The following is a 23,600-nucleotide window of genomic DNA, read 5'->3' on the forward strand; positions in this document are numbered from 1 at the left end:
TCAAGTATTAAAAACAAATTCGGATTTACTTGAGTTTCGGCTTGATTTGAGTATCGATAATCTTCTGTTGCTCTTCATCAAGAGCTTTAAAGGTTTCTGCAACGTCAGCACCCTGGGAGATCTTGTCTAATGCAGCACCAATCCGCATCCCGCCGCCAGGAACAAATGCACGGGCTGCATCCTGCTTTTGCGTAAGCTTCAGCTGATTCACCGCCGTAAGGAAGTTTGGATTTGCTTCATAATACTTCTTCGCTTCCGGCAGCTGCGCAGCAGAAGTACGAGTGACGAGATAACCGGTCCCCTGGGAGAATGCGAAATTATTTTCCGGATTGGTTAAGAATGCTACGAACTTTGCAGCCGCTTCTTTATTCTTTGCCTTCGCTGGAATTGCTACACCAGATCCGCCGGTGGAAACTCCAGAAACATTCTCTGGCGACGGCAAGAAAGCCGTCCCAACATTAAACTTTCCATCTTGCGAAACAGTTTGCAGCGAACCAGTGGATTGCAGCATGGATACTGCCTCACCTGCAACAAACGGTACTGAGGAATCCTTCGCTGCGCTGAAATAACCCTGCTTAAACTGATCTTGGAGGAATTTTCCAGCTTCGATTGATTTCTCATCAGACATCGTCATCGTCCAGTCCTTTGAATAAGAACCGCCAAAGGACCAAATCATGCCCTGGAAATACCAATCCATATAATTTGCACCATCTGGAATCGAAAGCGGAGAAATATCCGGGAATTTCGCTTTCAGCTTTGGAGCAAAATCGTCATTCCATTCTTGCCAGGTTTTTGGTCCGCGATCAGGCAAACCAGCTTGCTGCCAAAGATCCTTGTTGTAGTAGAAAAGCGGCGTGGAACGAGCATACGGAACAGCAAAATGCGAACCGTTAAACTTGTACTCATCATAAAGATTCTGGTTGTAATCTTCCGGCTTTGCATCTGCCTTTGTAAGCAGATCATCCAAAGGCTCAAACTGATTATTTAGTGCAAAATTGAACCAGGTCACATCAGATGCCACAACCACATCTGGAACTTGCCCGCCAGAGAGCGCCGCATTCAATTTTTGCGCAACTTCTTCATAATCTTTTCCAGCATCTGTGAGTTTCACTTTGATATCTGGATTCGCCGCTTCAAAATCAGCAATAATCTTTTTTCAATTTCTTTTGAAGATCCTGGGTGATTTGACCAAAAATCAACGGTCACCGGACCGTCAGCTTTATCTGAAGACTTTTCTGCAGCTCCCTGAGATCCCATCCCAGCACAGCCAGATAGTGCCAGCGAAACAATCGCAAGAGTCGCGAGTGCGATTTTGTGTGTTTTCATCATGTACCTTTCAAATACATTTTCATTTCAATTGCGAGAAAGAATTTTCGATTTACTTGTCAGAAGAACCGCTAAAAGTTCCCGATCCAGCGCATTTACCCCTTGACCGCCCCGGAAGTAAGGCCTTTGATCATGTTCTTCTGCAAAAGCAGGAAGACAATCAGCACCGGAATCACTGCAAGAACCGTGCCAGCCATCACTGGCCCCCAATTTGTAAGACCTTCGTTGTTTTGTAAGAAAGTCAAACCGATCTGCAGCGGTGCCGTCGTTTCATCATCAGACATCAAGAATGGCCACAAGTACTCATTCCAATCATTGACAATCGTGATTAACGCAAATGCGGAAAGAGTAGACCACGACATCGGCAAAACAATTCGGAACAGCAGCTTCAACGGACCCGCACCGTCCATCCGCGCCGATTCAATCACTTCCTTCGGCAGCGATAAGAAATGGTTCCGCATTAAGAACGTTCCAAACGCGGTGCCGGCAAGCGGCAAAATAATCCCAATAAAAGTATTGCGCAAACCAAGATTCGCAATCAGAGAATAATTCGAAATCAACGTAATCTGGTTTGGCACCATCAGCGATGCGATAATCAGCATAAACACCAGATTCCGCCCCGGGAAGCGCAAAAGTGCAAGTGCATAGGCAGAAGCAACACCGAAAATTATTTTCACAGTTGACAGAAAAACAGTGATAATAATTGAATTGCGCAAGTAAGCACCAAAAGCCAGATCTTCACGAACGGTCTGATAATTTTCTAATGTCCACGGATTAGGCCAATACGTTGCCGGCGAAGTATAAATATCGCCTTGAGTTTTAAAAGACGCAATCACGATCCAATAAATCGGAATCAAAATCAGCATCAGTGCAATCAGCATTGCAATATATCCGATAATTTTCAGCGAAGTACTTTGTACAGCCGCATTCGCTTCTTCGCGGGAATCTTGCCGCCGCTGCCGCTTTGACCAGATTTTATTTCGCCCGCGGATCGCAATTCTTTCTGTTTTCATTTTTCACCTCGCTGCATAACCCGCACCTGCACCACAGTAACGATAAGCAAAATCAAAAACAGGATTGTTGCCACCGTCGCCCCATACCCGGCACGATTATTCACAAATGTTTCCTGATACACCTGGAAGACCATCGTGGTAGTACCTGTCCCCTGCGGACCGCCGCGCGTCATCACGTTGATAATGTCAAATACTTGAATCGAGTTGAGCAGCACCGTAATTGAAAGGAAAAAGTTGTGGGCCGAAGCTGCGGCAAAAGAACTTTCCGTAAATGTGTCCATGGCGAAGCACCGTCGATCTCTGCTGCTTCATCGAGATCCTTCCGCCGCCCTTGTAAGGCAGCTAAATAAATCACGAAAGTATATCCCAGATTTTTCCAAATGTACGTCACGGTAACCATAAAAAGCGCCCAATTCGGATACTGATAAAAATCCGGAGCCGGAATTCCGAAACGTTCCAGTACGTCGGCAATCAACCCAAAATCAGGAGCAAAAATAAACTGAAAAGCCACACCAATCGCAGCACCCGAAATAACATACGGCGCAAAAACTACCGAACGAACAAAATTGCGTCCGCGCAGCCGCTGATCCAACACAAGCGCAAGAAAAAGCCCTAACACAAGTGAACCGATTACCGCAGCAAGCGTGAATATCAGCGTATTTCCGAGAATCGTCCACGTATTGGGATTCTGCAGCCACTCTTCATAATTAGCAAAACCAATCCAATTCGCTTCGGGAGCTGCCAAATTCCAATCAGTAAATGAGAGCCGAATATTATCTGCTAACGGCCGATAAGTAAATACCCCCAGAAAAATAAGATTTGGGATAAGTAAAACAGCCGCTAAAAACAACTCGTGGCGATCTGGGCGATCCGAACGTTGATTTAGTTTTCCGATATTTTTCGTTTTGCTCGCAGGTGCGTGGAACATCATGTTCCCGACTCTAAATACTAAAATTGAACCGAAAACATCTAGTTCCAAAATATAAAATTAACAAACCGTAAAACTTTTATCGTGCTGCTGAATTGCTTACGCAGAGAAATCGATTCAGTTGGAAATTATTTCCAGGTTAATTGCAATATTTTCAGGCAAAATCTTTAATTTTTCCTGGCGGAAAATTCCGGCAGTTAACTGCCGCCAAGATAAAATCAGCCAGTATGCTTTCTGCCACAACCCAGCATTTCGGCACATACAATCGCAGCAGATTTCAGTGCGCAAACATTTTGCTGTGAGCTGCTTGCGCAGCGCAGAATCGGTTTTTCTCGTTTTTGCGCTAATGTCGAATTCATGATTGCAGCTTCACACCGGTGGATTACCCGCACTTCACGAAAAAGATTCGCATGGCTCGTCTTGAGTCTCTCCGCAAGCCCTGCAACACTCTGACTGTAGACTGCGGCGGCGGCGGCATCAAAAGTGCGATCCTTGACCGGCAAGGAGGCGTGATCAGCAAATCAATCCGGACCGAAGTGAATTACCCTTTTACCCCGGATGATTTGCGTGAGATTATCGAAACTCAGACTGCGCATCACCAGCTGCCGTTCCAACGCATTACCGTCGGGATGCCCGGAGTGATTCGCCAAGGTGTAATAACTTATACCCCGCATTATATTCGCGACGGCGGACCGCACACCAGCATTAATCCCCGTCTTGCCGCACTCTGGAACGGATTAAATTTAGCCCGCAAATTTGGCGCACATTTCTCAGTTCCATGCAAAGTTTTGAACGATGCTGAAGTAGCGGCATACGCAGTAATTCGCGGTATCGGAAATGAACTGGTGCTGACACTTGGTACCGGGCTTGGGTGTGCTTTTTCGTCGACGGCGAGCTTGCTCCGCACCTCGAATTTTCTCATGCCCCGTTCCGTACTAATCAAACTTTTGATGAAGCTATCGGTCAAGAATCACGAGTTATTTTGGGTGACGAGAAATGGTCAGCCGAGGTACTTGCCGCTTTACAGTCTCTTTGGCCCGTATTCCGCTGGGATCAGCTTTATCTCGGCGGGGAAATACTCCGCTGATTACGGTTAATACACAGACCGAAATTAACCGTTTAGCTGCCGAAACTGCCGGACAGGGATCAATCATTTTCATTGAAAATTCTGCCGGCACCACTGGCGGCGTTGCTGTCTGGAAATAGGACAGATCGGAAATAGGCCAGACAATTAAAATGCTTCCGAAAAATTAGAATCAGTATTTGATTCCCGGTTCAATAATTGAGTCCCGGTTTTCGGGAAAGATTTGCACTTTTTGCGCCAGGATTTATCTGCCGAAAATAAAATTCGTTTCCGGATATTTTACTTTTATAGCTTCCGGCAGAAAATAAATTTCGAAAACTCACCGCCAAAAAACATTATTATGACCTTTGGCTGATTTTCACCGCATTTACTCCGCTACACTTGATACTGGCAGACACGATCAGAAATCGAAGAAGATTGACGGCGTGCTGTTTCCCGGCAGTTAATCGCTGCGTCGTTATATTGAAAATATTTTGGTTTGTTTGTTGTGTGTTTTTCAACATATCGGCGATTGATTATCTCACCGCTAAATTTGGCGGTGGAAACTGCAGAGATAAATAACGGTGAAAAAACGAATCCTTTTCGGTGTGTGGGCAGGTAGATATATCCGTTCACGCACCGCCGTTTTTTGAATATCGCAAAAGATTTGTATTTTCGGGCAGGCGTTGTTTTTTATCGTCTTAAATTTTGCAATATCATCAGGTAGAAAACCGCGCTAGAATTTAAACGTTCCGCACATTGCTGCGATACAAATCAGGAAATCCGGCAGCATCTGCTAGCTGCTTCGGAATTTGGTTTATTTCACTCTTATCAGATTTCCAATCCTGCGCCGTGTTTCCTGCATCATGCTTCCTGCACAGTGCGTTAGATATCTTCCCAACCTCCAAAAAAACAAATCGCCATTCGATAAGGAAAAACATGCCAAACTGCCAGCTCATTGCCCATCGCGGGTTAAACACATTAGCTCCGGAAAATACGTTTTCTGCTTTTTATGCCGCGGTAAAACACGGCATTAACTGGATTGAAACTGATATCGATATTCTTGGCGACGGCACTCCGATTATTATTCATGATTCAAGTCTCGATCGGACAACAAACCGCTCCGGCAGCTATTACGATTTGACCGCAGCAGATATTCCGACGATTGATACCGGCAGCTGGTTTTCTGCAGATTTCATCGGCGAACCGCTGCCGACGCTAAGCGGTTTAATTGATTTCATGAACAAGTATCAGCTCAATGCAAACATTGAAATCAAGTCAAATGAACAAGGGAAAAACAAACACTGGTGCTCATTGAAGCAGTGATTACAGAACTGGAAAGGCTTGATCCAAAGCGCGAAATAATTGTGTCCTCTTTTAATCATGTGCTTTTAGAAAAATTTAAACAGCGCGCACCAAAACTTCCGGTCGGTTGTCTTTATGAACAAGGAATGCTCCGACCTGATTGGAAGAGTGTGCTTGAACTTGTCGGAGCAGCATATATTCATCCCCATGAAGCTGATTTGACTGCACAGCGGGTGGCGCTCTGCCACAGCGCAGGATTCGGTATCAACACTTGGACGGTAAATGACCGTAACCGCGCAAATCAGCTTGCAAATTGGGGTGTCGACGGAATCATTTCAAATATCGCACATGAGCTGAAAACAATTTCCGGTGCAAAATCCGTACAGTGAAAATCTCGTAATAGTTGGATTAGATTTTTACCCACGTAATTATTTGCTGGTACGGCACAAGGGAAATTTGCCCCATCGAACTCGAAACTGAATAAAATTTTGCGGGAGTGCCCAAACGGACTCTCCCGCAAAATTTGCTGTTATTAAAAGCGAAACTTTACTTCGCTGCTGCTTCACTTACCTCTTCCGCAGCTTCAGCTTCCATTTCGGCTGCCTCGGATTCAACTTCAGTTTCGGCTGCAGCTGGCGTTGTTTCTTCCGCAGCTGCTGGCTCTTCCTGCACAGCTGCAGCAGGTTCTGCATCCTGCTTTGGCTTCGGTTTTGCCGATACAGCTTCAAGCACAAGCGAAATCTCTGCCTGCGGTGCATTATCGCCCTTGCGGTTTGGAAGTTTCACAATACGGGTATATCCGCCGTCGCGATCTGCAAATTTTGGAGCGAGTTCTTCAAAAAGCACATATGCTGCTTCCCGATCGCGTAAAACAGAAAGCGCAAGACGCCGATTGTGCGTATCGCCCTTCTTTGCCTTCGTGATTAGCTTTTCAACGTAAGGACGAACACGCTTCGCCTTAGCTTCGGTGGTCACAATAGACTCGTTAAGAATGAGCTGTTTGCAAAGGTTTGCAATAATTAGACGCTCATGCGCTGGGGAGCCGCCCAGACGCGCACCCTTAGTGGGCTTAGGCATTTTTATCTCCTAATAAAAGTCTTTACACAGCTTTCGAATCGAAATTCGTTACTGCAGGTCGTCACTGAAAGTCATCGGGTAGTTGTCGTCTCCCAAACCAGAAATAAAACCGGCTGGCGAATCCTTCAGACGAAGATCGTACTTTGCAAGTTCGTCTTTCACGTCTTCAATCGACTTTGCACCGAAGTTCCGGATATCAAGCAAATCCGCTTCCGAACGGAGTACTAATTCGCCCAGCGTATGAATCCCTTCGCGCTGCAAACAATTCTGCGAACGTGCCGGCAAATTCAATACGGTAATTGGACGCTGCAAATCCGATGACTGCTGTTCTTGCACTGGAGCTTCCTTCAGTTCAAGCCCTTCGACCTCCTCGTTTAATTCAGTACATAAACCAAAGAGCTCAACAAGAGTCTTTCCAGCAGATGCAAACGCATCACGCGGAGCCATTGACTCCTTGGTCTCAACATCAACAATGAGCTTGTCGAAATCCGTACGCTGCCCCACACGGGTGGCTTCTACCTTGTATGAAACCTTAACCACTGGAGAGTAAATTGAATCTACAGCAATACGGCCAATCTCGTAATCTGGAGAATTGTTTTGCTGTGCCGAAACGTAGCCGCGGCCGCGTTCAACAGTCAAATCAACCTCAATCTTGCCCTTTTCGTTGAGCGTTGCAATCACGAGATCAGGATTGTGGATTTCCACTCCGGACGGCGGAGTAATATCCGACGCAAGAACTTCACCTGGCCCTTGCTTCCGCAAGTACATCAGTACAGGTTCGTCATGTTCTGAAGTAACTACAAGATCCTTCAGATTCAAAATAATCTCAGCTACATCTTCTTTGCAGCCTTCAATAGTGGAGAACTCATGAAGCACACCGTCGATATGGATCGAGGTAACTGCCGATCCGGGAATCGAGCTCAGCAGCGTTCGACGCAGCGAATTTCCAAGAGTGTAACCAAAACCTGGCTCAAGCGGATTTAAAGTGAAACGTGAGCGGGTATCGGATAGCTTCTCCTCGGTAAGAACAGGACGCTGTTCGATGATCACTATTTCTTTCCTTTCATTGGCGCCCACTATATGACGCCATTTTGATTCCTAGCCGGCATAATATCTGCCAGCGGAAGTTTGAGCGAAACTCACAGAACGGTATCGAAGCGAAAATCCGCAAGGTGTTAAATACTGTGCCTTACTGTATATTTTCAGCTGTTATACCGATTGTGCTGTTGTTACAGCTAAGTTCCGCACCGGAAAGGGCTTGACGCCCCGAGAATCAAACGCGGCGGCGCTTCGGCGGACGGCAGCCATTATGAGCCTGCGGAGTCACATCCGAAATCGAGGTGACTTCCAGACCGGAAGCTGTCAAGGAACGAATTGCGGTCTCGCGGCCCGAACCCGGACCTTTCACGAAGACATCAACCTTTTTCATTCCATGATCCATCGCACGACGGGCAGCGTTTTCCGCAGCAAGCTGTGCAGCATACGGGGTGGATTTACGAGAACCCTTGAAACCAACTTGACCGGATGAACAAGCTGCAATCACTTCACCTTTCGGATCAGTGATTGAAACGATGGTGTTATTGAAGGTGGACTTGATATGTGCCTGACCTACAGCGATATTTTTGCGCACAGTACGACGCGGGCGACGCGTCTGTGTCTTTGGTGGCATTTAAATCTCCTGAAATCTATCGTCGATTCACGCTTGCAGCGCAAACTACTTATTTTACTTCTTCTTACCTGCAACGGTACGCTTTGGCCCTTTACGGGTGCGTGCGTTCGTCTTCGTACGCTGACCGTGTACTGGCAAACCGCGACGGTGGCGCAGACCCTGATAACTGCCGATTTCAATCTTCCGGCGAATATCAGCTTGAATTTCGCGCCGCAAATCGCCTTCTACCTTGTAGTTTTCATCGATATGTGCTTTTAGCTTAACCAAATCGTCTTCAGTAAGATCTTTCACGCGCGTATCTGGATTTACACCAGTTGCGGCAAGTGTTTCCTGAGCGCGTGTGCGGCCGATTCCAAAAATGTAAGTAAGCGCGACTTCGACCCGCTTTTCACGGGGCAAATCAACGCCAGATAGACGTGCCATGCTAATTGGCTCCTATTTAGTAATTCCGAAGGTGTGGAACACTGTTTTCTGAGCGATGTTATCAATACATCCGCATTTACTCAGCCACAGCCCTCGGCCTGTGGGTTGCACGCATGTGCTAACAGTGTTTTTACTTCATCCCATCCGCCTTGATGACTTACCGATCTAGTGTTTAGCCGGAAAGACTTGCGTCTGGAATTCCAGGATTAGCCCTGGCGCTGCTTGTGCCGCGGATTAGAGTCACAAATGACCATCACACGGCCGTGCCGACGGATAATTTTGCAGTTTTCGCAAATCCGCTTCACGCTTGGCTTGACCTTCATAGTGTCTTTTCCTCTGCCGCTCGGATTCGTTACCGTATCCAAAGCAGCATCTCTCGTTAGTTAATTTCTTACTTTTGCTTTGCCGAAACAAACAAGTTTCGATTCCCAATATTTTCAGCGTTTAACTCATCTCATAAAATATGAAACAAGTTGGTACTGCTACTTATAGCGATAAGTAATTCGACCGCGCGTCAAATCATAAGGTGTTAGCTCCACAACCACACGGTCGTTCGGAAGGATCTTGATGTAGTGCTGACGCATTTTCCCCGAGATGTATCCGAGCACCATATGCCCGTTATCCAGCTCAACAGTAAACATTGCGTTCGGCTTCGCTTCAACAACGGTGCCTTCTACTTCGATGACGCCTTCTTTTTTAGCCATTTTCCCCGCTTACTTCGGTTTCTTGCAACTTCTGAAACTCTTTATTGATTTTCATCAACGCCGAATTTCGCTGATAAAACACGTCAAGACGCATGATACCAAACAACAAGTCTACGCTAATTAAAAAGCATTACGGAAGATATAATATAGTGTAACTAGTCACTCTACTTATTGTTGAGTGAAATATTTAAACCCGCAAATCAAAACTGTCAAACACTGAGCGGTACCGGCGTAATACCGTACTTTGCAAGTTCTTTTATCCCGCCATCCGGCTCTGTAAGCACCCAAATCCCGTTTGAATGCAGCGCAACTTCATGCTCCCAATGGCAAGCATCACTGCCGTCGGCAGTAATAACCGTCCAGCCGTCATCCAGTGTGCGGTTTTTCTGATTGCCGGCAACAAGAATCGGCTCAATACAAAGCACCATTCCGGGCTTTAGTTTAGGTCCGCGCCGGTTGGTCCGGAAGTTCAGGACTGTCGGTTCCATATGCATTTTTGATCCAATGCCGTGACCAGTAAAATCCAAGACAATATCTGGACGCTCATTTTCCGAAAATGTACACACATAATCGTCAATCGCATTTCCGATATCGCTCACACGTTTTCCGGCCGCCATCGCCGCAATTCCGCGCCACATTGATTCGCGGGTGATTTCCGAAAGCCGCTCCCGCGCAACAGTCTTTTCGGCATCCCCGCCCGGCACAACTACAGTGATACATGCGTCGCCATGCCAGCCGTCGACGACTGCACCGCAATCCAGCGATACGATGTCACCCGGTTGAATCACCCGATCCCCGGAATCCCATGCACGATTGTTTCATTTACCGAAATACAGGTTTGCCCGGGATAATCATAGTAACCATAAAAATTCGATTTCGCATTATTAGCTTTCAGTGTTTCAAGCGCTATTTGATCAAGTTCCCGAGTTGTAATTCCCGGCCGAATTGCCGCGCGTAAAGCCTTGTGAATTTCGGCAACAACGAGTCCTGCCTGCCGAATTTTTAAAATTTCACTGTCACTCTTGTATTCAATTTGCTCGCGGCTAAAAATTGCCATATTACTTAGATTCTCCTTTAAGCTCCGCAATACTTTTCAATTCGTATTTCAATTCGTATTTGTGATCGAATTTCACCAAAATTTTCCGAAATCGGATTTAATGTGAAAAATGGCGTCTTGAAGACTCTTACTTCAAGACGCCACCATACAATAGTTAGCGATTCAGAAATTCATGCACGGAATTTACAAGACTTGCAAGAACTTCCGCAATTGTTCCAGTACCGTCGACGTTCAAAAGCAGTCCGCGTTCTTGGTAGATATCAATCAGCGGAGCTGTCTCTTGATGATAAACTTCGATGCGGTGCCGAATGACTTCTTCAGTGTCATCGACACGGTTTTCAATCTCTGCACGATGCAGCAGCCGTCCAACAATCGCTTCATCCGGAATCGCGAGTTCAATCACGCCGTCCAGGGAAACACCCAATTCGGTAAGGATTTTGTCTAGTGCTGCAACCTGATGCACATTACGCGGATAACCATCGAGAATAAATCCGGCTTTCACATCAGCTTGCGAAAGCCGATCTTTTACCAGCGCATCAGTAACCTCATCCGGAACAAGATTTCCGCCGTCAATATACGATGCTGCAATCTTCCCTAATTCGGTACCTTCCGAAATGTGAGTGCGGAAAATTGATCCAGTGGAGATTGTTGGGACACCCAACTTTTCAGCTAAAACTTTCGCCTGCGTCCCTTTGCCCGCTCCTGGCGGACCAACCATAATCAATCGTGCTTTCACTTTTCTTCGCCCCTATAAAGTTGCCTGTTATCCGTTAAACCGCACCAAGCGACTAGCGGAGGAAACCTTCGTAGTGACGTTGCTGCAGCTGCGCGTCGATATCCTTAACTGTCTGAAGACCAACGCCCACAAGAATGATAATCGAAGTTCCGCCGAAGGAAGCGGACTGAATACCTAGTTGCGTGAACACAATATGCGGAATCAACGCAATAATCGCAAGATACAGCGCGCCAACCCAATTTATTCGGTTAATCACGTAACGTAAATAATCTGCTGTAGGCTGCCCGGCACGGATTCCGGGGATAAAACCGCCATAGCGTTTCATATTGTCAGCGATTTCTTCCGGATTAAATGTAATCGAAGTATAGAAAAACGCGAAGAAAACAATCAGCAGTGCATAAGCGAGCATATACCAGATGGAATTCCAGCTGAAGTTTGTATTCAGCCATTGCACCCATCCTGCATTTGGATCACCGAAACGTGAAATCATCTGCGGCAATGAAAGGATCGACGAAGCAAAAATAACCGGAATCACATTTGCCATATTAATCTTGATTGGAATGTACGTGGACGTTCCGCCGTAAGTACGGCGGCCAACTACCCGCTTTGCATACTGCACTGGAATCCGGCGCTGTGACTGCTCCACAAAAACTACCACGAGCGTGATTGCAAGGAACATTACGACGGTGATTGCCACATATCCCCAGCCGCCTGCAGACTGTGAAATAGTGCCCAACAAGGTTGGGAAAGATGCGGCAATGCCGGTAAAGATGAGCAAGGACATTCCATTACCTACACCGCGCTCAGTAATCAGCTCTGCGAGCCACATCACTAAACCGGTACCGGCTGTCATCGCCAGAATCGTCAAAATTCGTACGAACACGCCGTCTTGCGGAATCGGATCGACGGTACAAGCTGGGAAAAGCTGACTATTTGCTACCGAGACAATCACAGCTGACTGCAAAATAGCGAGGAAAATCGTAAGATACCGCGTGTACTCAGTGAGTTTTGCAGTGCCTGATTGGCCTTCTTTGTGCAGCTCTTCAAACCGCGGAATCACTACCCGCATTAATTGGATAATAATTGACGCGGTAATGTACGGCATAATCCCCAAAGCGAAGATTGAGAGTTTCAGTAAACCGCCGCCGGCAAACATATTCATCATCGTGAGTAAATCTGCGCCGCTTTGCTGATCCAAGCAAGTACGAATATTTTGGTACGAGACAAATGGAGCTGGCACGTATGTACCGAGACGGTAGAGCGCCATGATCATCATCGTGAAGAGTAACTTACGGCGAAGATCTGGAGTGCGGAATGCAGATCCCAGTGCTTTCAGCAAGAGTTTTCCTCCCAATCAGGTCACCGCGGCGTTATTGCAGCGTGGTGACGTGCGTGACCGTCTTTTTGACGGGCAAAGAGCTTGCGCGATTGCGGCAGAACCGCTGCTTCCCAAAATCTGAAAATTTAAATTCCAAGATTAAAAAGAAATCGCCTGTATACATCCGGAAAACTGCATGGCAGTACCGAGAGAGTGTATACCATTTAAGGATTATACCCCCAAGTATAGGCAAAATTACAACATAAATTAAAGAGAGATGTCTCAAATTCTGCAGAAATTATCAAACATTCGGTTTTTATCGAATTTCGCCTTGTTTTTCGAATATGAAATGTTTTAGGCGCTGCCTAAAGATAACGCTGAAGAAATTCTCGCGTCCGCTCACGGCGCGGATGCGAAAAATCTGCTCCGGAGAGCCCTGTTCGGCAATCACACCGTCAGCCATAAAGACCACATTCTTACTCACAGTCCGAGCAAAAGCCATCTCATGCGTTACTACCAGCATCGTCATGCCTTCTGCGGCAAGCTGTGACATCACCTGAATCACTTCACCTACCATTTCCGGATCGAGAGCCGAAGTAGGTTCGTCAAAAAGCAATACTTCCGGATCCATCGCCAAAGCTCGCGAAATTGCCACACGTTGCTTCTGCCCGCCGGAAATTTGCCGCGGCTTCGCATTTATGTATGGCAGCATGCCAACTTTTTCAAGATAATGCAATGCTTTTTCTTTTGCCTCAGCTTTGCTCCGGCCCAAAACCTTCTCTTGCCCAATCATGCAATTTTGCAAAATCGTCATATTATTAAAGAGATTAAAGCTCTGGAAAACCATCCCGACCTTTGACCGGTAGCTGCTTGGGCTCACCGCGCGATCACGCACATTTTTCCCGTGAAAAGAATCTCGCCCGAGGTGGCCGATTCCAGTAAATTAATGCAGCGCAGCAAAGTGCTTTTACCCGAACCTGAAGCCCCAATAATACTCGTCACATCGCCAGGATAAACGGCAAAATCTATATCCTTCAGCACCTCATGCCGACCGAAACTCTTTGACAGATGCCGTACTTCAATGATCGGTGAATTCGGTGCAATCAGCTGCGCTTCTGCACTTCCCTGAGGTTCTCCAACCGGCTGCATTGTTTCCATCAAAGCACTCCTTTCTGCCCTTTGCGCGGCTTCGGATAGGTATAGTTCCCTGCTGCCATTACAAGCTGATCCTGGTTTACCAAATCGTATCCTTGCGCACCATCTTGATGTAAGTTTCCGCTGCCGGCATTCACTTTCCCAGGTGCGATTTCATACGCGTCAGCACCGTCGAGACGGCGTTCCAAAGCACGCAATAAGAACGACGAGATCAGCGTCAGCGTAAGATACCCAAACATCTCAATCGTAGCTGACGGGAAGTATTTAAAAATCGCACCCGAAACCATCTTGTGGACGGAGAAGAAATCAGCAAAACCGATAATAAACATCACTGAAGTATCTTTGATATTGATGATGAAATTATTCCCGATTTGCGGCAATAGATTGCGAAGTGCCTGCGGTAATATCACGTATCGCATCGTCTGGAAATGGTTCATCCCAATGGCACGCGCACCCTCCGTCTGCCCTGGATCCACTGAGATGATCCCGCCGCGCACTGATTCGGAAATATATGCGCCAGTGTTGATTGAAACTACAAAGATCGACACTCCCCAAAGGCTGGAAAACTGGAACGCGTTATTCGTGAAATAGGGTAGGCCGTAGAAAATGAAAACCGCCTGCAAAATCATTGGAGTCCCGCGGAAAACTTCCACGTAAATCCGAATGATCACACGAATCAGTGCCAATAAGATGCGCTTGGCGAGAGCATCATTTTCCGAGCTGGGAATCGTCTGCAAAATACCGCAAACAAAACCAATCGCGCATCCGAAAAATGTGGCTACCACCGCGAGGATCAAAGTGTTTAACATGCCGGAAAGATATGTGCCGCCATAATCATTTAGCAACTCGAAAATATCTTGCCAAAGTTGGAGTAACATCTGCTTCTGCCCTATTTCGTTTCGTTGCGCTTACTCGTTTGCTGGCGCGATCGATACCGCCTGCACCATCAGTTTCTCGAAATCAGCTGCGCTCTTGCCGGCAAGTACTTTATTGATCGTATCTTTTAATGCTGTATTTCCTTTTTCACAGCAATCCCGATATTTATATCTTCATCAGATACTTTGAAATTATCTGCAGAATCACTAAAGTCGAGAATCTTCATCTCAGGATAGGCATTTACGGCGCTTTGTGCAGTCGGCATATCCGTTACCACATAGTCAACTTGCCCCGTCTGCAGTGCCATCAGCATCGCGGGCGCACTTTCAGCCGGTGAAAGACGGTTTGCTCCAGGAATTTGCGGAATCAGGGTGTCATACCAGATCGTACCGGTTTGGCTGGTGACTTTCCCGCCGCTCAGCTCTGAAATGCCTTTCGCATCAGCAAATTGCGAGCCTGCTTTGGTGAGCACCACAATATTTGCATAAAGATACGGACCAGCGAAATCTACTTCCTCCATGCGCTGAGCCGTCATTGATTGACCTGCAATCACCGCATCGATCGTACCTGCTTGCAATGCCGGAATCAGCGAATCCCAATCTTGCTTCACAATATGCAGCTCCCAGCCATTTGCTGCAGCAATTTCTTTCGCCGTCAAGACATCATAGCCATTTGCATAACCAGTGCTATTATCGATTTTCACCGCAGCATTTGCATTATCCGGCTGCTCCCAATTGTATGGAGCATATGCGGCTTCCATTGCAATCGTGAATTTACCGTCTGCAATCAGACCAGAGGCGTTTGGAGTACCGCCAGATTTTGCATTGGAAGCAGAATTTCCGCCAGTTGCACTGCATGCGCTAATACCGAGTGCAAGAATTCCGGCAGTCATCGCAGCTAATCCTCGTCTCATCGTTTTCCCTTTCTGTTCACGTTCTTTCAAACATACATAAGCCTGAAGCTGGCCCCAGAAAGAAAATTGGAGCCATGCCAGACATGACTCCATACTGTTTGCAAAGATGTAAACTCTTGCAACGATGCGCCATGACAGCTCTCCGCATCCGCGACAGTGCAACAGATCTTATCCGTTACCCCGAGAACTTGTGAGTGTGGGCCACATCCAAATTCTCTCGGCGACCTCCCCTTTCACTTTCCGCATATCCCATTCGCGAAAAGCTACTGATGTCGGACGCGCCTCTATCATGCTTATGTTGCAAGCAACTCTATGATACTTCCAAGGCAAAAGCAACCCGTTTTACATAGTGAGAATTTTTCCGATAATTTCCCTCAGCTTTCAATTTGATTAAAATATTTAATTGTTAATAAACTTAACTACCGTCAAGGTGTGAAACCTCCGCTCCTGCCGTCGCAAAATTACTAATCGCTTCCCCGATCTGCGCGCGATTAGCTGATCAACCGGCGGCTGGCACTCGCTGCAGTGCGCTATGCAGTGCAAATATTGTGCATCCTAACAATCCAGATCTTGCACACAATGACACAGAAAACTTATCGATCATCAGTAACACCAGCCTACTTTCAGAACGGAGATGCATATGAAGGGCCCGCAAACTGACGGCACTACCGAATACTCTGATCACACCCCCATAGATCACACACCTCCAATAGCACCAGCAAAAGCAGTGCCACGCACACAACATCGACAAAAACTCGAAGATCACATCATCTTTGAATTTCATAAACTTGCGCTTCACGCCACAAAAATGCTCACAGGCTATGCCGTCAGCACTGGGCTAACCACACGTGAAACAGATGCGATTCTCAAAGTCTGGCAAGCCCAGCTCACCGACCAGCCAATCACCGCCTCTGAACTTGCGCTGGAACTTGGCATCTCACGAGCAGCCGTCAGCTACCTGACTGAGAAACTCGAAGCTGCCGGCTACCTCAGCCGCACATCAGACACGAAAGACCGACGTCGCTCCTACCTGATCCTTTCTGAACTAGGTGCACATATCGGGAGTGAATTTGTAAAAACAGTTGAACCGCATCGCGAAATTGCAGATATCCTTGCACCTTATGACGACGGGCAAGTTGCAACTTTTTACAAATCGTGCGCGAACTAACGCGTATTTTGCCCCAATCCCACCAACCAGCAGCATTACATCCAAAACTAAAAAACTGCCACCAAAATTAAATACTCACCAAAGAAAATATTGAAAATGATTCAAAAAGAAAACAAAACTCAAAATAACTCAGCACAAAGTAAGGCATCCGTCAATATGATAGACGAGCAGCGAGAAAAAACATCAAAAAATCCTGCAAACTGGGTCATGGTGATGGCACTTTACCTGTTGGGAATTTTTATGGGCGCCATCGATACTGGAATCGTCACCCCTGCACGTACCGTTATCCAAAATAATCTCGGCATCAGCGAAACCGTCGGCATCTGGATGATTACCATTTACACTCTTTCCTACGCCGCTGCAATTCCAGTAATGGGAAAATTAGCTGATAGATTTGGGAAGAAACGCCTTTACGTGATTTCCATTGTGCTCTTTGGGATCGGTTCATTTGGATGCGGGCTAGCACAAAACCTCGCATCATTCCCGCTGCTCTTATTCTCGCGAGTTGTGCAGGCGATCGGCGGCGGCGGAATCGTGCCAATCGCAACAGCCGCAATTGGCACGATTGTGCCAAAATCGAAGCAAGGAATGGCGCTTGGGCTTGTCGGCGGAGTTTACGGCGTCGCAAACGTTTTTGGCGCTTCTGCTGGTTCAGCAATTCTCGATATTGTCGGTATTGATAACTGGCAATGGATTTTCTATATCAACGTGCCAATCGCTGTGTTCGTGATTGTTTTCGGAATTCGCTCATTGCCAGCAGATGCACCAAGCGCAGCAAAGAAAATCGACTACGCAGGGATTACCTTGATGGTCGCAATAGTGCTTGCTTTACTTTGGGTATTCCAGCATCTTGATTTCTTTGATCTGATAAAGTCCGTCCAAGATCCGAATGTCTGGGCTGCAAGTCTCGCCGTCATAGTCTTCACACCAATCTTCATAATTTGCGAATTAAAAGCTGACGACCCCGTGATCGATATTCGTTATTTTGCGAAATTCCAGGTAGCGTTAACGATGCTGCTCGCAGCGCTCTCGGGGATGACGATGATGGCGATTATTTTTGTGCCGCAATTTGCTGAGAACTCGATGCGTTTAGCTGCCGGTGCAGGGGGATATCCGGTCATTATCCTCGGACTTGCATCAGGCGTGGGTGCCCCTTTGAGTGGGAAACTCACAGATAAATATGGTCCACGCCTTGTGATCGGCTTTGGCGCGTTAGTATCTGTAATTGCTGCACTCGCCTTGATTTACTGGGCTTCTCCCAATCCTGGATACTTCTCGGCAATTGTGTGCTTGATTTTAATGGGCTTAGGACTCGGTTTTATCATTGGCGCTCCACTGAATTATCTGATTTTGCATTTACTGCCTGCATCACAGGCGACCAGTGGTCTCGCTAATCTCTCGCTTGTGCGGGCTTTCGGCACCACGATCGCTCCTGCAATATTGGTAGGCTTACTCGCAAACTCGCTTTCCGGATTGCAAAATACGCTGATGGACGAGCTCCCAGATACAGTATCTATTGGTGAACTTCCACATGCGCAAGAATTGCAAAACCGTTTCGCGGCATTGAAAGCAGACCCACGCATGGCAGAGGTAATTGGAGATTTCGCAATACCTGATTTCACCCAGACAACTTTTCCGGTAAAAATGAGCACTGTTAATGCCGGAAAAGCCGCGACGGACAATGGAATCGTCCTCCCCGACCAGCTGATTTCTTTATTGCAAACAGCTGATGTGACGAATATTGTTGCGCGCAGCATACAGGTTTCTGATTATATTTTTGAGCAGCAGCTGCCAACGCAGATTGCGCAGATCCAAGCTGGAATTGCAAAAGGTATTCATGAAATCAGTAACGGGCAAAAGCAAATTGATGCCCGGATCGTGCAGCTAAAGTCTACGGGAGCACCTGCTCCCGTAATTGCACAACTTGAAAATTCGCGGAATGAAACGGCACAAACAATTATTTGGATGGAAGAACTCAGTGCAGCACTTCCTGATGCTTTTACCGTAGGACAAAAGAATTATGCTGCTGATATTCGCGAAAATAGCGCTGAACTTGAGAGTACTTTCCAATTAGCATTAAATCGTGGGTTCGCAAATCTGTTTTGGTTCTATGGTTTGGCTTCATTGGCAATGCTGATTTTATTGATCGGTGTTCCGGGAAAGAAAAAATAGACTCAACTGAGTAATTTCGGTTCGTTTAGCCATAAAGGCGGTGGTGAGTTGCAGAATATTTCTCCCACCGCCTTTGTGGCATCTGGCAAAATGACGGGAAAGAATTGATTTGTTGCCGTGATGCGAATTCTAAAATCCGAAATTGGGAAAGCGCATGTAATTTTATCTCCGCTAAGCTCACTTATTTGCTGAAATGTTCCCAGCAACAGCAACAGCAACAGCAACAGCAACAGCAACAATACTATCTGTTCGTTATCGAAATAAGCATCACTGTAAATATTGCGAGATCCAAGACGAATGATCGCATAGTGCGAATCACTAACTAGCTCAGATCCTATTCAGCTGGAGATACAATAGTGCTCCTCCCTTATATTTAGGGAGGAGCACTATCAATATTCTATTGCGTTTGGAGCGATCCAAACGCAAATAAAATCGTGTTATTCAGCGTCGCGCTTTACAAGCGAACCGCCAGCAGCTTCAATCTTTTCCTGAGCGGAAGCAGACCAAGCGTCTACCTTTAGATCAAACTTAGCCGACACTTCACCCGAACCGAGCACTTTCACAAGCTCACCGGAGCGTACAGCACCCTTTGCGATGAGATCGACTACGGTCACTTCTCCGCCTTCCGGGAAAAGCTCACCAAGCTTGTTCAAGTTTACGACCTGGTATTCAACACGAGCCGGATTCTTAAAACCACGAAGCTTCGGCAGACGCATATGCATCGGCATCTGACCGCCTTCAAAGCCCAAAGGCACCTGATAGCGAGCCTTTGTTCCCTTCGTACCGCGACCAGCCGTCTTACCTTTTGATCCTTCACCGCGGCCAACGCGGGTCCGTGCCTTATGCGAACCCGGAGCCGGACGAAGATCGTGAATCTTCAATACCTCTACGGAATCGGTCTTCTTTTCTGACATTAGTCAACCTCCTCCACAGTAACAAGGTGTGCCACAGTACGAATCATGCCGCGAGTAGCTGAATCATCTGGGCGAACCACCGACTGATGAATCTTACGCAAACCAAGCGTACGCATTGTGTCTTTTGATTCTGTTTAGCGCCTACAAGGCCCTTCTTTTGAGTAATCTTCAACATTATGCACCAACTCCTGCCGCAGCTGCTTCATTCTCTGCAACCTGGGCAGCGATTTCAGCATCTTCGCGTTCCTTGGCTTCGTGCTCTGCACGCTTCCGAAGCATTCCGGCTGGGGCAACCTGATCAACTGGGAGACCGCGGCGTGCTGCCACAGCTTCCGGCTGTTCGAGCTGCTTGAGTGCTGCCACTGCGCCGCGCACGATGTTGATTGCATTTGAAGATCCGAGCGACTTGCTCAGCACATCATGAATACCTGCGCACTCCATTAGCGCACGTACCGGACCGCCTGCGATAACACCAGTACCTGCAGAAGCCGGACGAAGCAAAACTACGCCTGCAGCATCCTCACCCTGTACGAGATGCGGAATCGTGGTGCCAATCCGCGGAACCTTAAAGAAGTTCTTCTTTGCATCTTCGGTGCCCTTGGCGATTGCTGCCGGCACTTCCTTTGCCTTGCCGTAACCAACACCAACGGTACCGTTGCCGTCACCAACTACCACAAGGGCAGTAAACGACATCCGGCGGCCGCCTTTCACGGTCTTAGCTACACGATTAATCGTCACAACGCGCTCGATGTATGGATTTTTCTCTTCGGCGCGACGATCGGTGCGACGGTCGTTACGACGACCTTCACGACGGTTTTCACGCTCTTTGCGCTCGCCGCCATTTTGTGCTTGCTGCTCTGCAGCCATTGTAATTCCTCTCGTTTTGCCTTAAAGCGTCAAACCAGCTTCGCGTGCGCCATCAGCAACAGCAGCTACGCGGCCATGATATTTATTTCCACCGCGATCAAACACGACGGAACTGATACCAGCATCAAGTGCGCGCTTTGCAACAAGCTTACCGACCTCGCGTGATTTGGCAACCTTGTCCGCTTCCTGTGCGCGAAAATCGGCTTCCATAGTAGAGGCGGATACAAGCGTTTTGCCAACGATATCGTCGATTACCTGCGCAACCATATGCCGGTTGGAACGAGTAACGACGAGACGCGGACGTTCCGCAGTACCGAAAATACGCTTGCGGAGACGTGCATGACGACGTGCGCGAGCAACAAACTTGCCTTTGCCCTTGAATGATACAGCCATCACTTACCAGCCTTTCCAGCCTTGCGGCGGATAACTTCGTCAGCGTACTTAATACCCTTGCCCTTATAAGGCTCAGGCTTGCGAAGCTTTCGAATACGTGCAGCCAGTTCGCCAACTTGCTGCTTAGAAATACCGTTAACCGTAAACTTGGTTGGGCCCTCCACCTGGAAGGAAATTCCTTCAGGAGCCTGCACAAGAATCGTATGCGAATATCCAAGAGAAAATTCGAGATCTTTTCCCTTAGCTACTACACGGTAACCAGTGCCAACAATTTCCATTGCTTTAGCGTAGCCGTCGGTTACACCAACAATATTATTGTTGATAAGAGTGCGAGTTAAACCATGTAATGAGCGAGATTCGCGCTCATCGTTAGGCCGCGTCACTAATATTTCATTACCTTCTACAGCGACGGAAATTGGAGCTGGAACGGATTGAGAAAGTTCGCCTTTCGGGCCCTTTACTGTAACCACACCATTTTCGATTTTTACATCCACACCCGCAGGAATTACGATTGGGAGCTTACCAATACGTGACATTGTCTAAACTCTCCTTTCGCTACCAGATGTAGGCGAGGACTTCCCCGCCTACGCCCTTTTCCCGAGCCTCGCGATCGGTGAGCATCCCGGACGAAGTGGACAAAATTGCCACACCGAGACCACCGAGTACCTGAGGAAGATTCGTCGACTTCGCATAAACGCGAAGACCTGGCTTTGAAATACGACGCAAACCTGCAAGCGCGCGCTCACGGTTCGGTCCGAATTTCAAGTTGAGGGTGAGAGTCTTACCGACTTTCGCATCTTCAACTTCGAAATTCTGAATATAACCCTCACGTTCGAGGATTACGGCGATATTCGCCTTCATCTTTGAGTACGGCATCGAAACCGACTCGTGGAATGCTGAATTTGCATTCCGCAGACGTGTAAGCATGTCTGCAATTGGGTCTGTCATTGACATCGGGCTTTAGCCCTTTCTCGTCGTGGTTTCCTGTTCAGACCTACGACGTAGATTCTTACCAGCTGGACTTCTTGACACCTGGGAGTTCGCCGTGATGGGCCATCTCACGCAGGCAAATACGGCACAAACCGAACTTGCGATACACCGAATGCGGGCGGCCGCAGCGCTGGCAGCGCGTATATGCACGCACAGCGAACTTCGGCTTCCGGTTTGCCTTTTCTTTCAGAGCAGTCTTCGCCATCGTCAGTCCTCCTTGAATGGGAATCCGAGGTGACGCAGCAAAGCACGACCCTCTTCGTCAGTCTTAGCGCTAGTGACTACGGTAATATCCATACCGCGCACACGGTCAATCTTATCCTGATCGATTTCGTGGAACACTGATTGCTCGGTCAGACCGAAAGTGTAGTTTCCATTTCCGTCGAATTGTTTAGCGGAAAGACCACGGAAATCGCGGATACGCGGAAGAGCCGTTGAAAGCAGACGGTCAAGAAACTCCCACATCCGGTCGCCGCGAAGCGTAGCATGTGCGCCAATCGGCATTCCTTCACGCAGCTTAAACTGTGCAATGGACTTGCGCGCACGAGTAACATGCGGTTTTTGACCAGTGATTGCAGTGAGGTCAGCTACTGCGCCTTCGATTACTTTCGAATCGCGGGCTGCATCGCCGACACCCATGTTAACCACGATTTTTACCAGACCGGCAATCTGATTAACATTGGTGTACTTGAATTCGTCCTGCAGTTTACCAGTGATTTCCTCACGATATTTCGTCTTGAGACGCGGCTGAATTTTTCTGCGGTGCTCACAGCTCAATCTCCTTTCCTGCACGGCGACCAATGCGCTCACGCATAGTCTTCTTTTGCCGTCGCGCTCTACCTCGATCTCGCGGAAACCGACACGAATCGGCTTCTTATCTGGACCGACGAGAGCAACATTAGAAACATGGATTGGAGCTTCCACCGTCTCAATACCGCCAGTAGCAGCACCGCGATCATTACGTCCGACCTTAGTGTGCCGCTTCACGCGCTGGACACCTTCAACAATGACACGATCGCGCGCGGTATCAACTTCGAGCACATGACCTTGCAAACCTTTATCGCGGCCCGCAATCACCTGCACAAGATCACCCTTTTTGATCTTTGCCATTAGATTACCTCCGGTGCCAGGGAAACAATGCGCATAAACTTTTTATCACGAAGCTCGCGGGCGACTGGCCCGAAAATACGGGTACCGCGCGGCTCATTTTCGTTTTTCAAAATTACAGCGGCATTTTCGTCAAAGCTGATGTATGAACCATCGCTGCGACGAGTTTCTTTCTTCGCACGGACGACAACCGCTTTCACGACGTCGCCCTTCTTAACATTTCCGCCAGGAATTGCATCCTTGACGGTGGCAACAATTACGTCGCCAATTCCGGCGTAGCGCTGGGCTGAACCGCCAAGAACACGAATACAAAGAATTTCTTTGCACCTGTGTTGTCAGCGACCTTAAGCCGAGACTCCTGCTGGATCATTTACTATCTCCTGTCGTCGTGCCGGTTCTCGAATAACGAGCCTTGCCGAACGGATG

Annotated in this window: 27 protein-coding genes, 5 pseudogenes and 1 riboswitch; of the genes and pseudogenes, 5 read left to right on the plus strand and 27 right to left on the minus strand. The window is 47.7% G+C overall.

The window, feature by feature from the left end; translation table 11 throughout:
* Positions 1-25: 25 nt before the first annotated feature.
* The 5 genes from RQN30_RS04035 to RQN30_RS04055 form a co-directional block, all read right to left on the minus strand.
* On the minus strand, positions 26-1,111 hold the full coding sequence (locus RQN30_RS04035) for an ABC transporter substrate-binding protein (RefSeq protein ID WP_353061362.1): 1,086 nt from the start codon (positions 1,109-1,111) through the stop codon (positions 26-28).
* The gene (locus RQN30_RS04040; protein ID WP_353061363.1) at positions 1,108-1,326 is read right to left on the minus strand and encodes a hypothetical protein; all 219 of its coding nucleotides are present in this window, start codon (positions 1,324-1,326) and stop codon (positions 1,108-1,110) included. The genes RQN30_RS04035 and RQN30_RS04040 overlap by 4 nt, the downstream gene beginning before the upstream one ends.
* A 95-nt stretch (positions 1,327-1,421) precedes the next feature.
* Positions 1,422-2,339 carry a carbohydrate ABC transporter permease gene (locus tag RQN30_RS04045; protein ID WP_353061364.1) on the minus strand — a complete coding sequence of 306 codons (918 nt, stop codon included), beginning with the start codon at positions 2,337-2,339 and terminating at the stop codon, positions 1,422-1,424.
* On the minus strand, positions 2,336-2,515 hold the full coding sequence (locus RQN30_RS04050) for a hypothetical protein (RefSeq protein WP_353061366.1): 180 nt from the start codon (positions 2,513-2,515) through the stop codon (positions 2,336-2,338). The genes RQN30_RS04045 and RQN30_RS04050 overlap by 4 nt, the downstream gene beginning before the upstream one ends.
* Positions 2,512-3,270: a carbohydrate ABC transporter permease gene (locus tag RQN30_RS04055; protein WP_353061367.1), complete on the minus strand. Its 759-nt coding sequence runs from the start codon at positions 3,268-3,270 to the stop codon at positions 2,512-2,514. Before RQN30_RS04055 ends, RQN30_RS04050 begins: the two co-directional genes overlap by 4 nt.
* A gap of 407 nt (positions 3,271-3,677) precedes the next feature.
* On the opposite strand from RQN30_RS04055, the gene RQN30_RS04060 reads away from it, so the two are divergent.
* From RQN30_RS04060 to RQN30_RS04070, 3 genes are all read left to right on the plus strand, one after another.
* Positions 3,678-4,364 carry an ROK family protein gene (locus RQN30_RS04060; protein ID WP_353061368.1) on the plus strand — a complete coding sequence of 229 codons (687 nt, stop codon included), beginning with the start codon at positions 3,678-3,680 and terminating at the stop codon, positions 4,362-4,364.
* A gap of 905 nt (positions 4,365-5,269) precedes the next feature.
* Positions 5,270-5,656, plus strand: a complete 387-nt coding sequence (locus RQN30_RS04065) for a glycerophosphodiester phosphodiesterase family protein (RefSeq protein WP_353061369.1) — start codon at positions 5,270-5,272, stop codon at positions 5,654-5,656.
* Positions 5,638-6,024: a glycerophosphodiester phosphodiesterase family protein gene (locus RQN30_RS04070; protein WP_353061370.1), complete on the plus strand. Its 387-nt coding sequence runs from the start codon at positions 5,638-5,640 to the stop codon at positions 6,022-6,024. The genes RQN30_RS04065 and RQN30_RS04070 overlap by 19 nt, the downstream gene beginning before the upstream one ends.
* Before the next feature lie 157 nt (positions 6,025-6,181).
* Here RQN30_RS04070 and rplQ read toward each other — a convergent pair whose 3' ends face one another.
* The 12 genes and pseudogenes from rplQ to RQN30_RS04130 all read right to left on the minus strand — a co-directional run bounded on the left by rplQ (position 6,182) and on the right by RQN30_RS04130 (position 15,563).
* Positions 6,182-6,712: a 50S ribosomal protein L17 gene (gene rplQ / locus RQN30_RS04075; protein ID WP_353061371.1), complete on the minus strand. Its 531-nt coding sequence runs from the start codon at positions 6,710-6,712 to the stop codon at positions 6,182-6,184.
* Positions 6,713-6,760: 48 nt separating this feature from the next.
* Positions 6,761-7,762 carry a DNA-directed RNA polymerase subunit alpha gene (locus RQN30_RS04080; RefSeq protein ID WP_353061372.1) on the minus strand — a complete coding sequence of 334 codons (1,002 nt, stop codon included), beginning with the start codon at positions 7,760-7,762 and terminating at the stop codon, positions 6,761-6,763.
* Between the two features lie 223 nt (positions 7,763-7,985).
* Positions 7,986-8,381 carry a 30S ribosomal protein S11 gene (gene rpsK, locus RQN30_RS04085; protein ID WP_353061373.1) on the minus strand — a complete coding sequence of 132 codons (396 nt, stop codon included), beginning with the start codon at positions 8,379-8,381 and terminating at the stop codon, positions 7,986-7,988.
* Positions 8,382-8,435: 54 nt separating this feature from the next.
* The gene (gene rpsM / locus RQN30_RS04090) at positions 8,436-8,804 is read right to left on the minus strand and encodes a 30S ribosomal protein S13 (RefSeq protein ID WP_353061374.1); all 369 of its coding nucleotides are present in this window, start codon (positions 8,802-8,804) and stop codon (positions 8,436-8,438) included.
* Positions 8,805-9,010: 206 nt separating this feature from the next.
* Positions 9,011-9,127 carry a 50S ribosomal protein L36 gene (gene rpmJ, locus RQN30_RS04095; protein WP_124054080.1) on the minus strand — a complete coding sequence of 39 codons (117 nt, stop codon included), beginning with the start codon at positions 9,125-9,127 and terminating at the stop codon, positions 9,011-9,013.
* Between the two features lie 159 nt (positions 9,128-9,286).
* On the minus strand, positions 9,287-9,508 hold the full coding sequence (infA, locus tag RQN30_RS04100; RefSeq protein WP_309957261.1) for a translation initiation factor IF-1: 222 nt from the start codon (positions 9,506-9,508) through the stop codon (positions 9,287-9,289).
* Between the two features lie 209 nt (positions 9,509-9,717).
* Positions 9,718-10,565 (minus strand): annotated as a pseudogene (gene map, locus RQN30_RS04105) (type I methionyl aminopeptidase).
* A gap of 154 nt (positions 10,566-10,719) precedes the next feature.
* Positions 10,720-11,301, minus strand: coding sequence for an adenylate kinase (locus RQN30_RS04110; protein WP_353061375.1), 582 nt, complete (start codon positions 11,299-11,301; stop codon positions 10,720-10,722).
* Positions 11,302-11,353: 52 nt separating this feature from the next.
* Complete coding sequence (gene secY, locus RQN30_RS04115; protein ID WP_353061376.1) at positions 11,354-12,640, minus strand: preprotein translocase subunit SecY; 1,287 nt, start codon at positions 12,638-12,640, stop codon at positions 11,354-11,356.
* A 344-nt stretch (positions 12,641-12,984) separates the two neighbouring features.
* Positions 12,985-13,768 (minus strand): annotated as a pseudogene (locus RQN30_RS04120) (amino acid ABC transporter ATP-binding protein).
* An 8-nt stretch (positions 13,769-13,776) separates the two neighbouring features.
* Entirely contained in the window at positions 13,777-14,652 is an 876-nt protein-coding gene (locus RQN30_RS04125; protein WP_353061377.1) for an amino acid ABC transporter permease, read from the minus strand.
* A gap of 125 nt (positions 14,653-14,777) precedes the next feature.
* Positions 14,778-15,563 carry a transporter substrate-binding domain-containing protein gene (locus tag RQN30_RS04130; protein ID WP_353061378.1) on the minus strand — a complete coding sequence of 262 codons (786 nt, stop codon included), beginning with the start codon at positions 15,561-15,563 and terminating at the stop codon, positions 14,778-14,780.
* 127 nt (positions 15,564-15,690) lie between these two features.
* A riboswitch (Lysine riboswitch) is annotated at positions 15,691-15,858 on the minus strand.
* 345 nt (positions 15,859-16,203) lie between these two features.
* Between RQN30_RS04130 and RQN30_RS04135 the strand changes: the two genes are divergently transcribed.
* Positions 16,204-16,731, plus strand: a complete 528-nt coding sequence (locus RQN30_RS04135) for a MarR family winged helix-turn-helix transcriptional regulator (RefSeq protein ID WP_353061379.1) — start codon at positions 16,204-16,206, stop codon at positions 16,729-16,731.
* A 96-nt stretch (positions 16,732-16,827) separates the two neighbouring features.
* The gene (locus RQN30_RS04140; protein ID WP_353061380.1) at positions 16,828-18,903 is read left to right on the plus strand and encodes an MFS transporter; all 2,076 of its coding nucleotides are present in this window, start codon (positions 16,828-16,830) and stop codon (positions 18,901-18,903) included.
* A gap of 437 nt (positions 18,904-19,340) precedes the next feature.
* Here the strand turns inward: RQN30_RS04140 and rplO are convergent, their stop codons facing one another.
* From rplO to rplN, 10 genes and pseudogenes are all read right to left on the minus strand, one after another.
* Positions 19,341-19,817 carry a 50S ribosomal protein L15 gene (gene rplO / locus RQN30_RS04145; RefSeq protein ID WP_353061381.1) on the minus strand — a complete coding sequence of 159 codons (477 nt, stop codon included), beginning with the start codon at positions 19,815-19,817 and terminating at the stop codon, positions 19,341-19,343.
* Positions 19,817-19,992, minus strand: a pseudogene (gene rpmD / locus RQN30_RS04150) (50S ribosomal protein L30). The gene rplO and the pseudogene rpmD overlap by 1 nt, the downstream one beginning before the upstream one ends.
* Positions 19,992-20,684 carry a 30S ribosomal protein S5 gene (gene rpsE, locus RQN30_RS04155; RefSeq protein WP_353061382.1) on the minus strand — a complete coding sequence of 231 codons (693 nt, stop codon included), beginning with the start codon at positions 20,682-20,684 and terminating at the stop codon, positions 19,992-19,994. Before rpsE ends, rpmD begins: the two are co-directional and overlap by 1 nt.
* A 21-nt stretch (positions 20,685-20,705) precedes the next feature.
* Positions 20,706-21,077 carry a 50S ribosomal protein L18 gene (rplR, locus tag RQN30_RS04160; protein WP_353061383.1) on the minus strand — a complete coding sequence of 124 codons (372 nt, stop codon included), beginning with the start codon at positions 21,075-21,077 and terminating at the stop codon, positions 20,706-20,708.
* The gene (gene rplF, locus RQN30_RS04165) at positions 21,077-21,613 is read right to left on the minus strand and encodes a 50S ribosomal protein L6 (protein ID WP_353061384.1); all 537 of its coding nucleotides are present in this window, start codon (positions 21,611-21,613) and stop codon (positions 21,077-21,079) included. Before rplF ends, rplR begins: the two co-directional genes overlap by 1 nt.
* Before the next feature lie 19 nt (positions 21,614-21,632).
* Positions 21,633-22,031 (minus strand): 30S ribosomal protein S8, encoded by a 399-nt coding sequence (gene rpsH / locus RQN30_RS04170; RefSeq protein WP_353061385.1) that lies wholly within the window; start codon positions 22,029-22,031, stop codon positions 21,633-21,635.
* A gap of 55 nt (positions 22,032-22,086) precedes the next feature.
* Positions 22,087-22,272, minus strand: coding sequence for a type Z 30S ribosomal protein S14 (locus RQN30_RS04175; protein WP_353061386.1), 186 nt, complete (start codon positions 22,270-22,272; stop codon positions 22,087-22,089).
* Positions 22,273-22,274: 2 nt separating this feature from the next.
* A complete protein-coding gene (gene rplE / locus RQN30_RS04180; protein WP_353061760.1) occupies positions 22,275-22,820 on the minus strand; it encodes a 50S ribosomal protein L5 in 546 nt (181 codons plus the stop codon).
* Positions 22,821-22,833: 13 nt separating this feature from the next.
* A pseudogene (rplX, locus tag RQN30_RS04185) lies at positions 22,834-23,177 on the minus strand (50S ribosomal protein L24).
* Positions 23,177-23,544: pseudogene (gene rplN / locus RQN30_RS04190) on the minus strand (50S ribosomal protein L14). Before rplN ends, rplX begins: the two co-directional pseudogenes overlap by 1 nt.
* Positions 23,545-23,600 lie beyond the last annotated feature (56 nt).

This window comes from Arcanobacterium hippocoleae (genome assembly GCF_040360365.1).
GTDB lineage: Bacteria > Actinomycetota > Actinomycetes > Actinomycetales > Actinomycetaceae > Arcanobacterium_A > Arcanobacterium_A hippocoleae_A.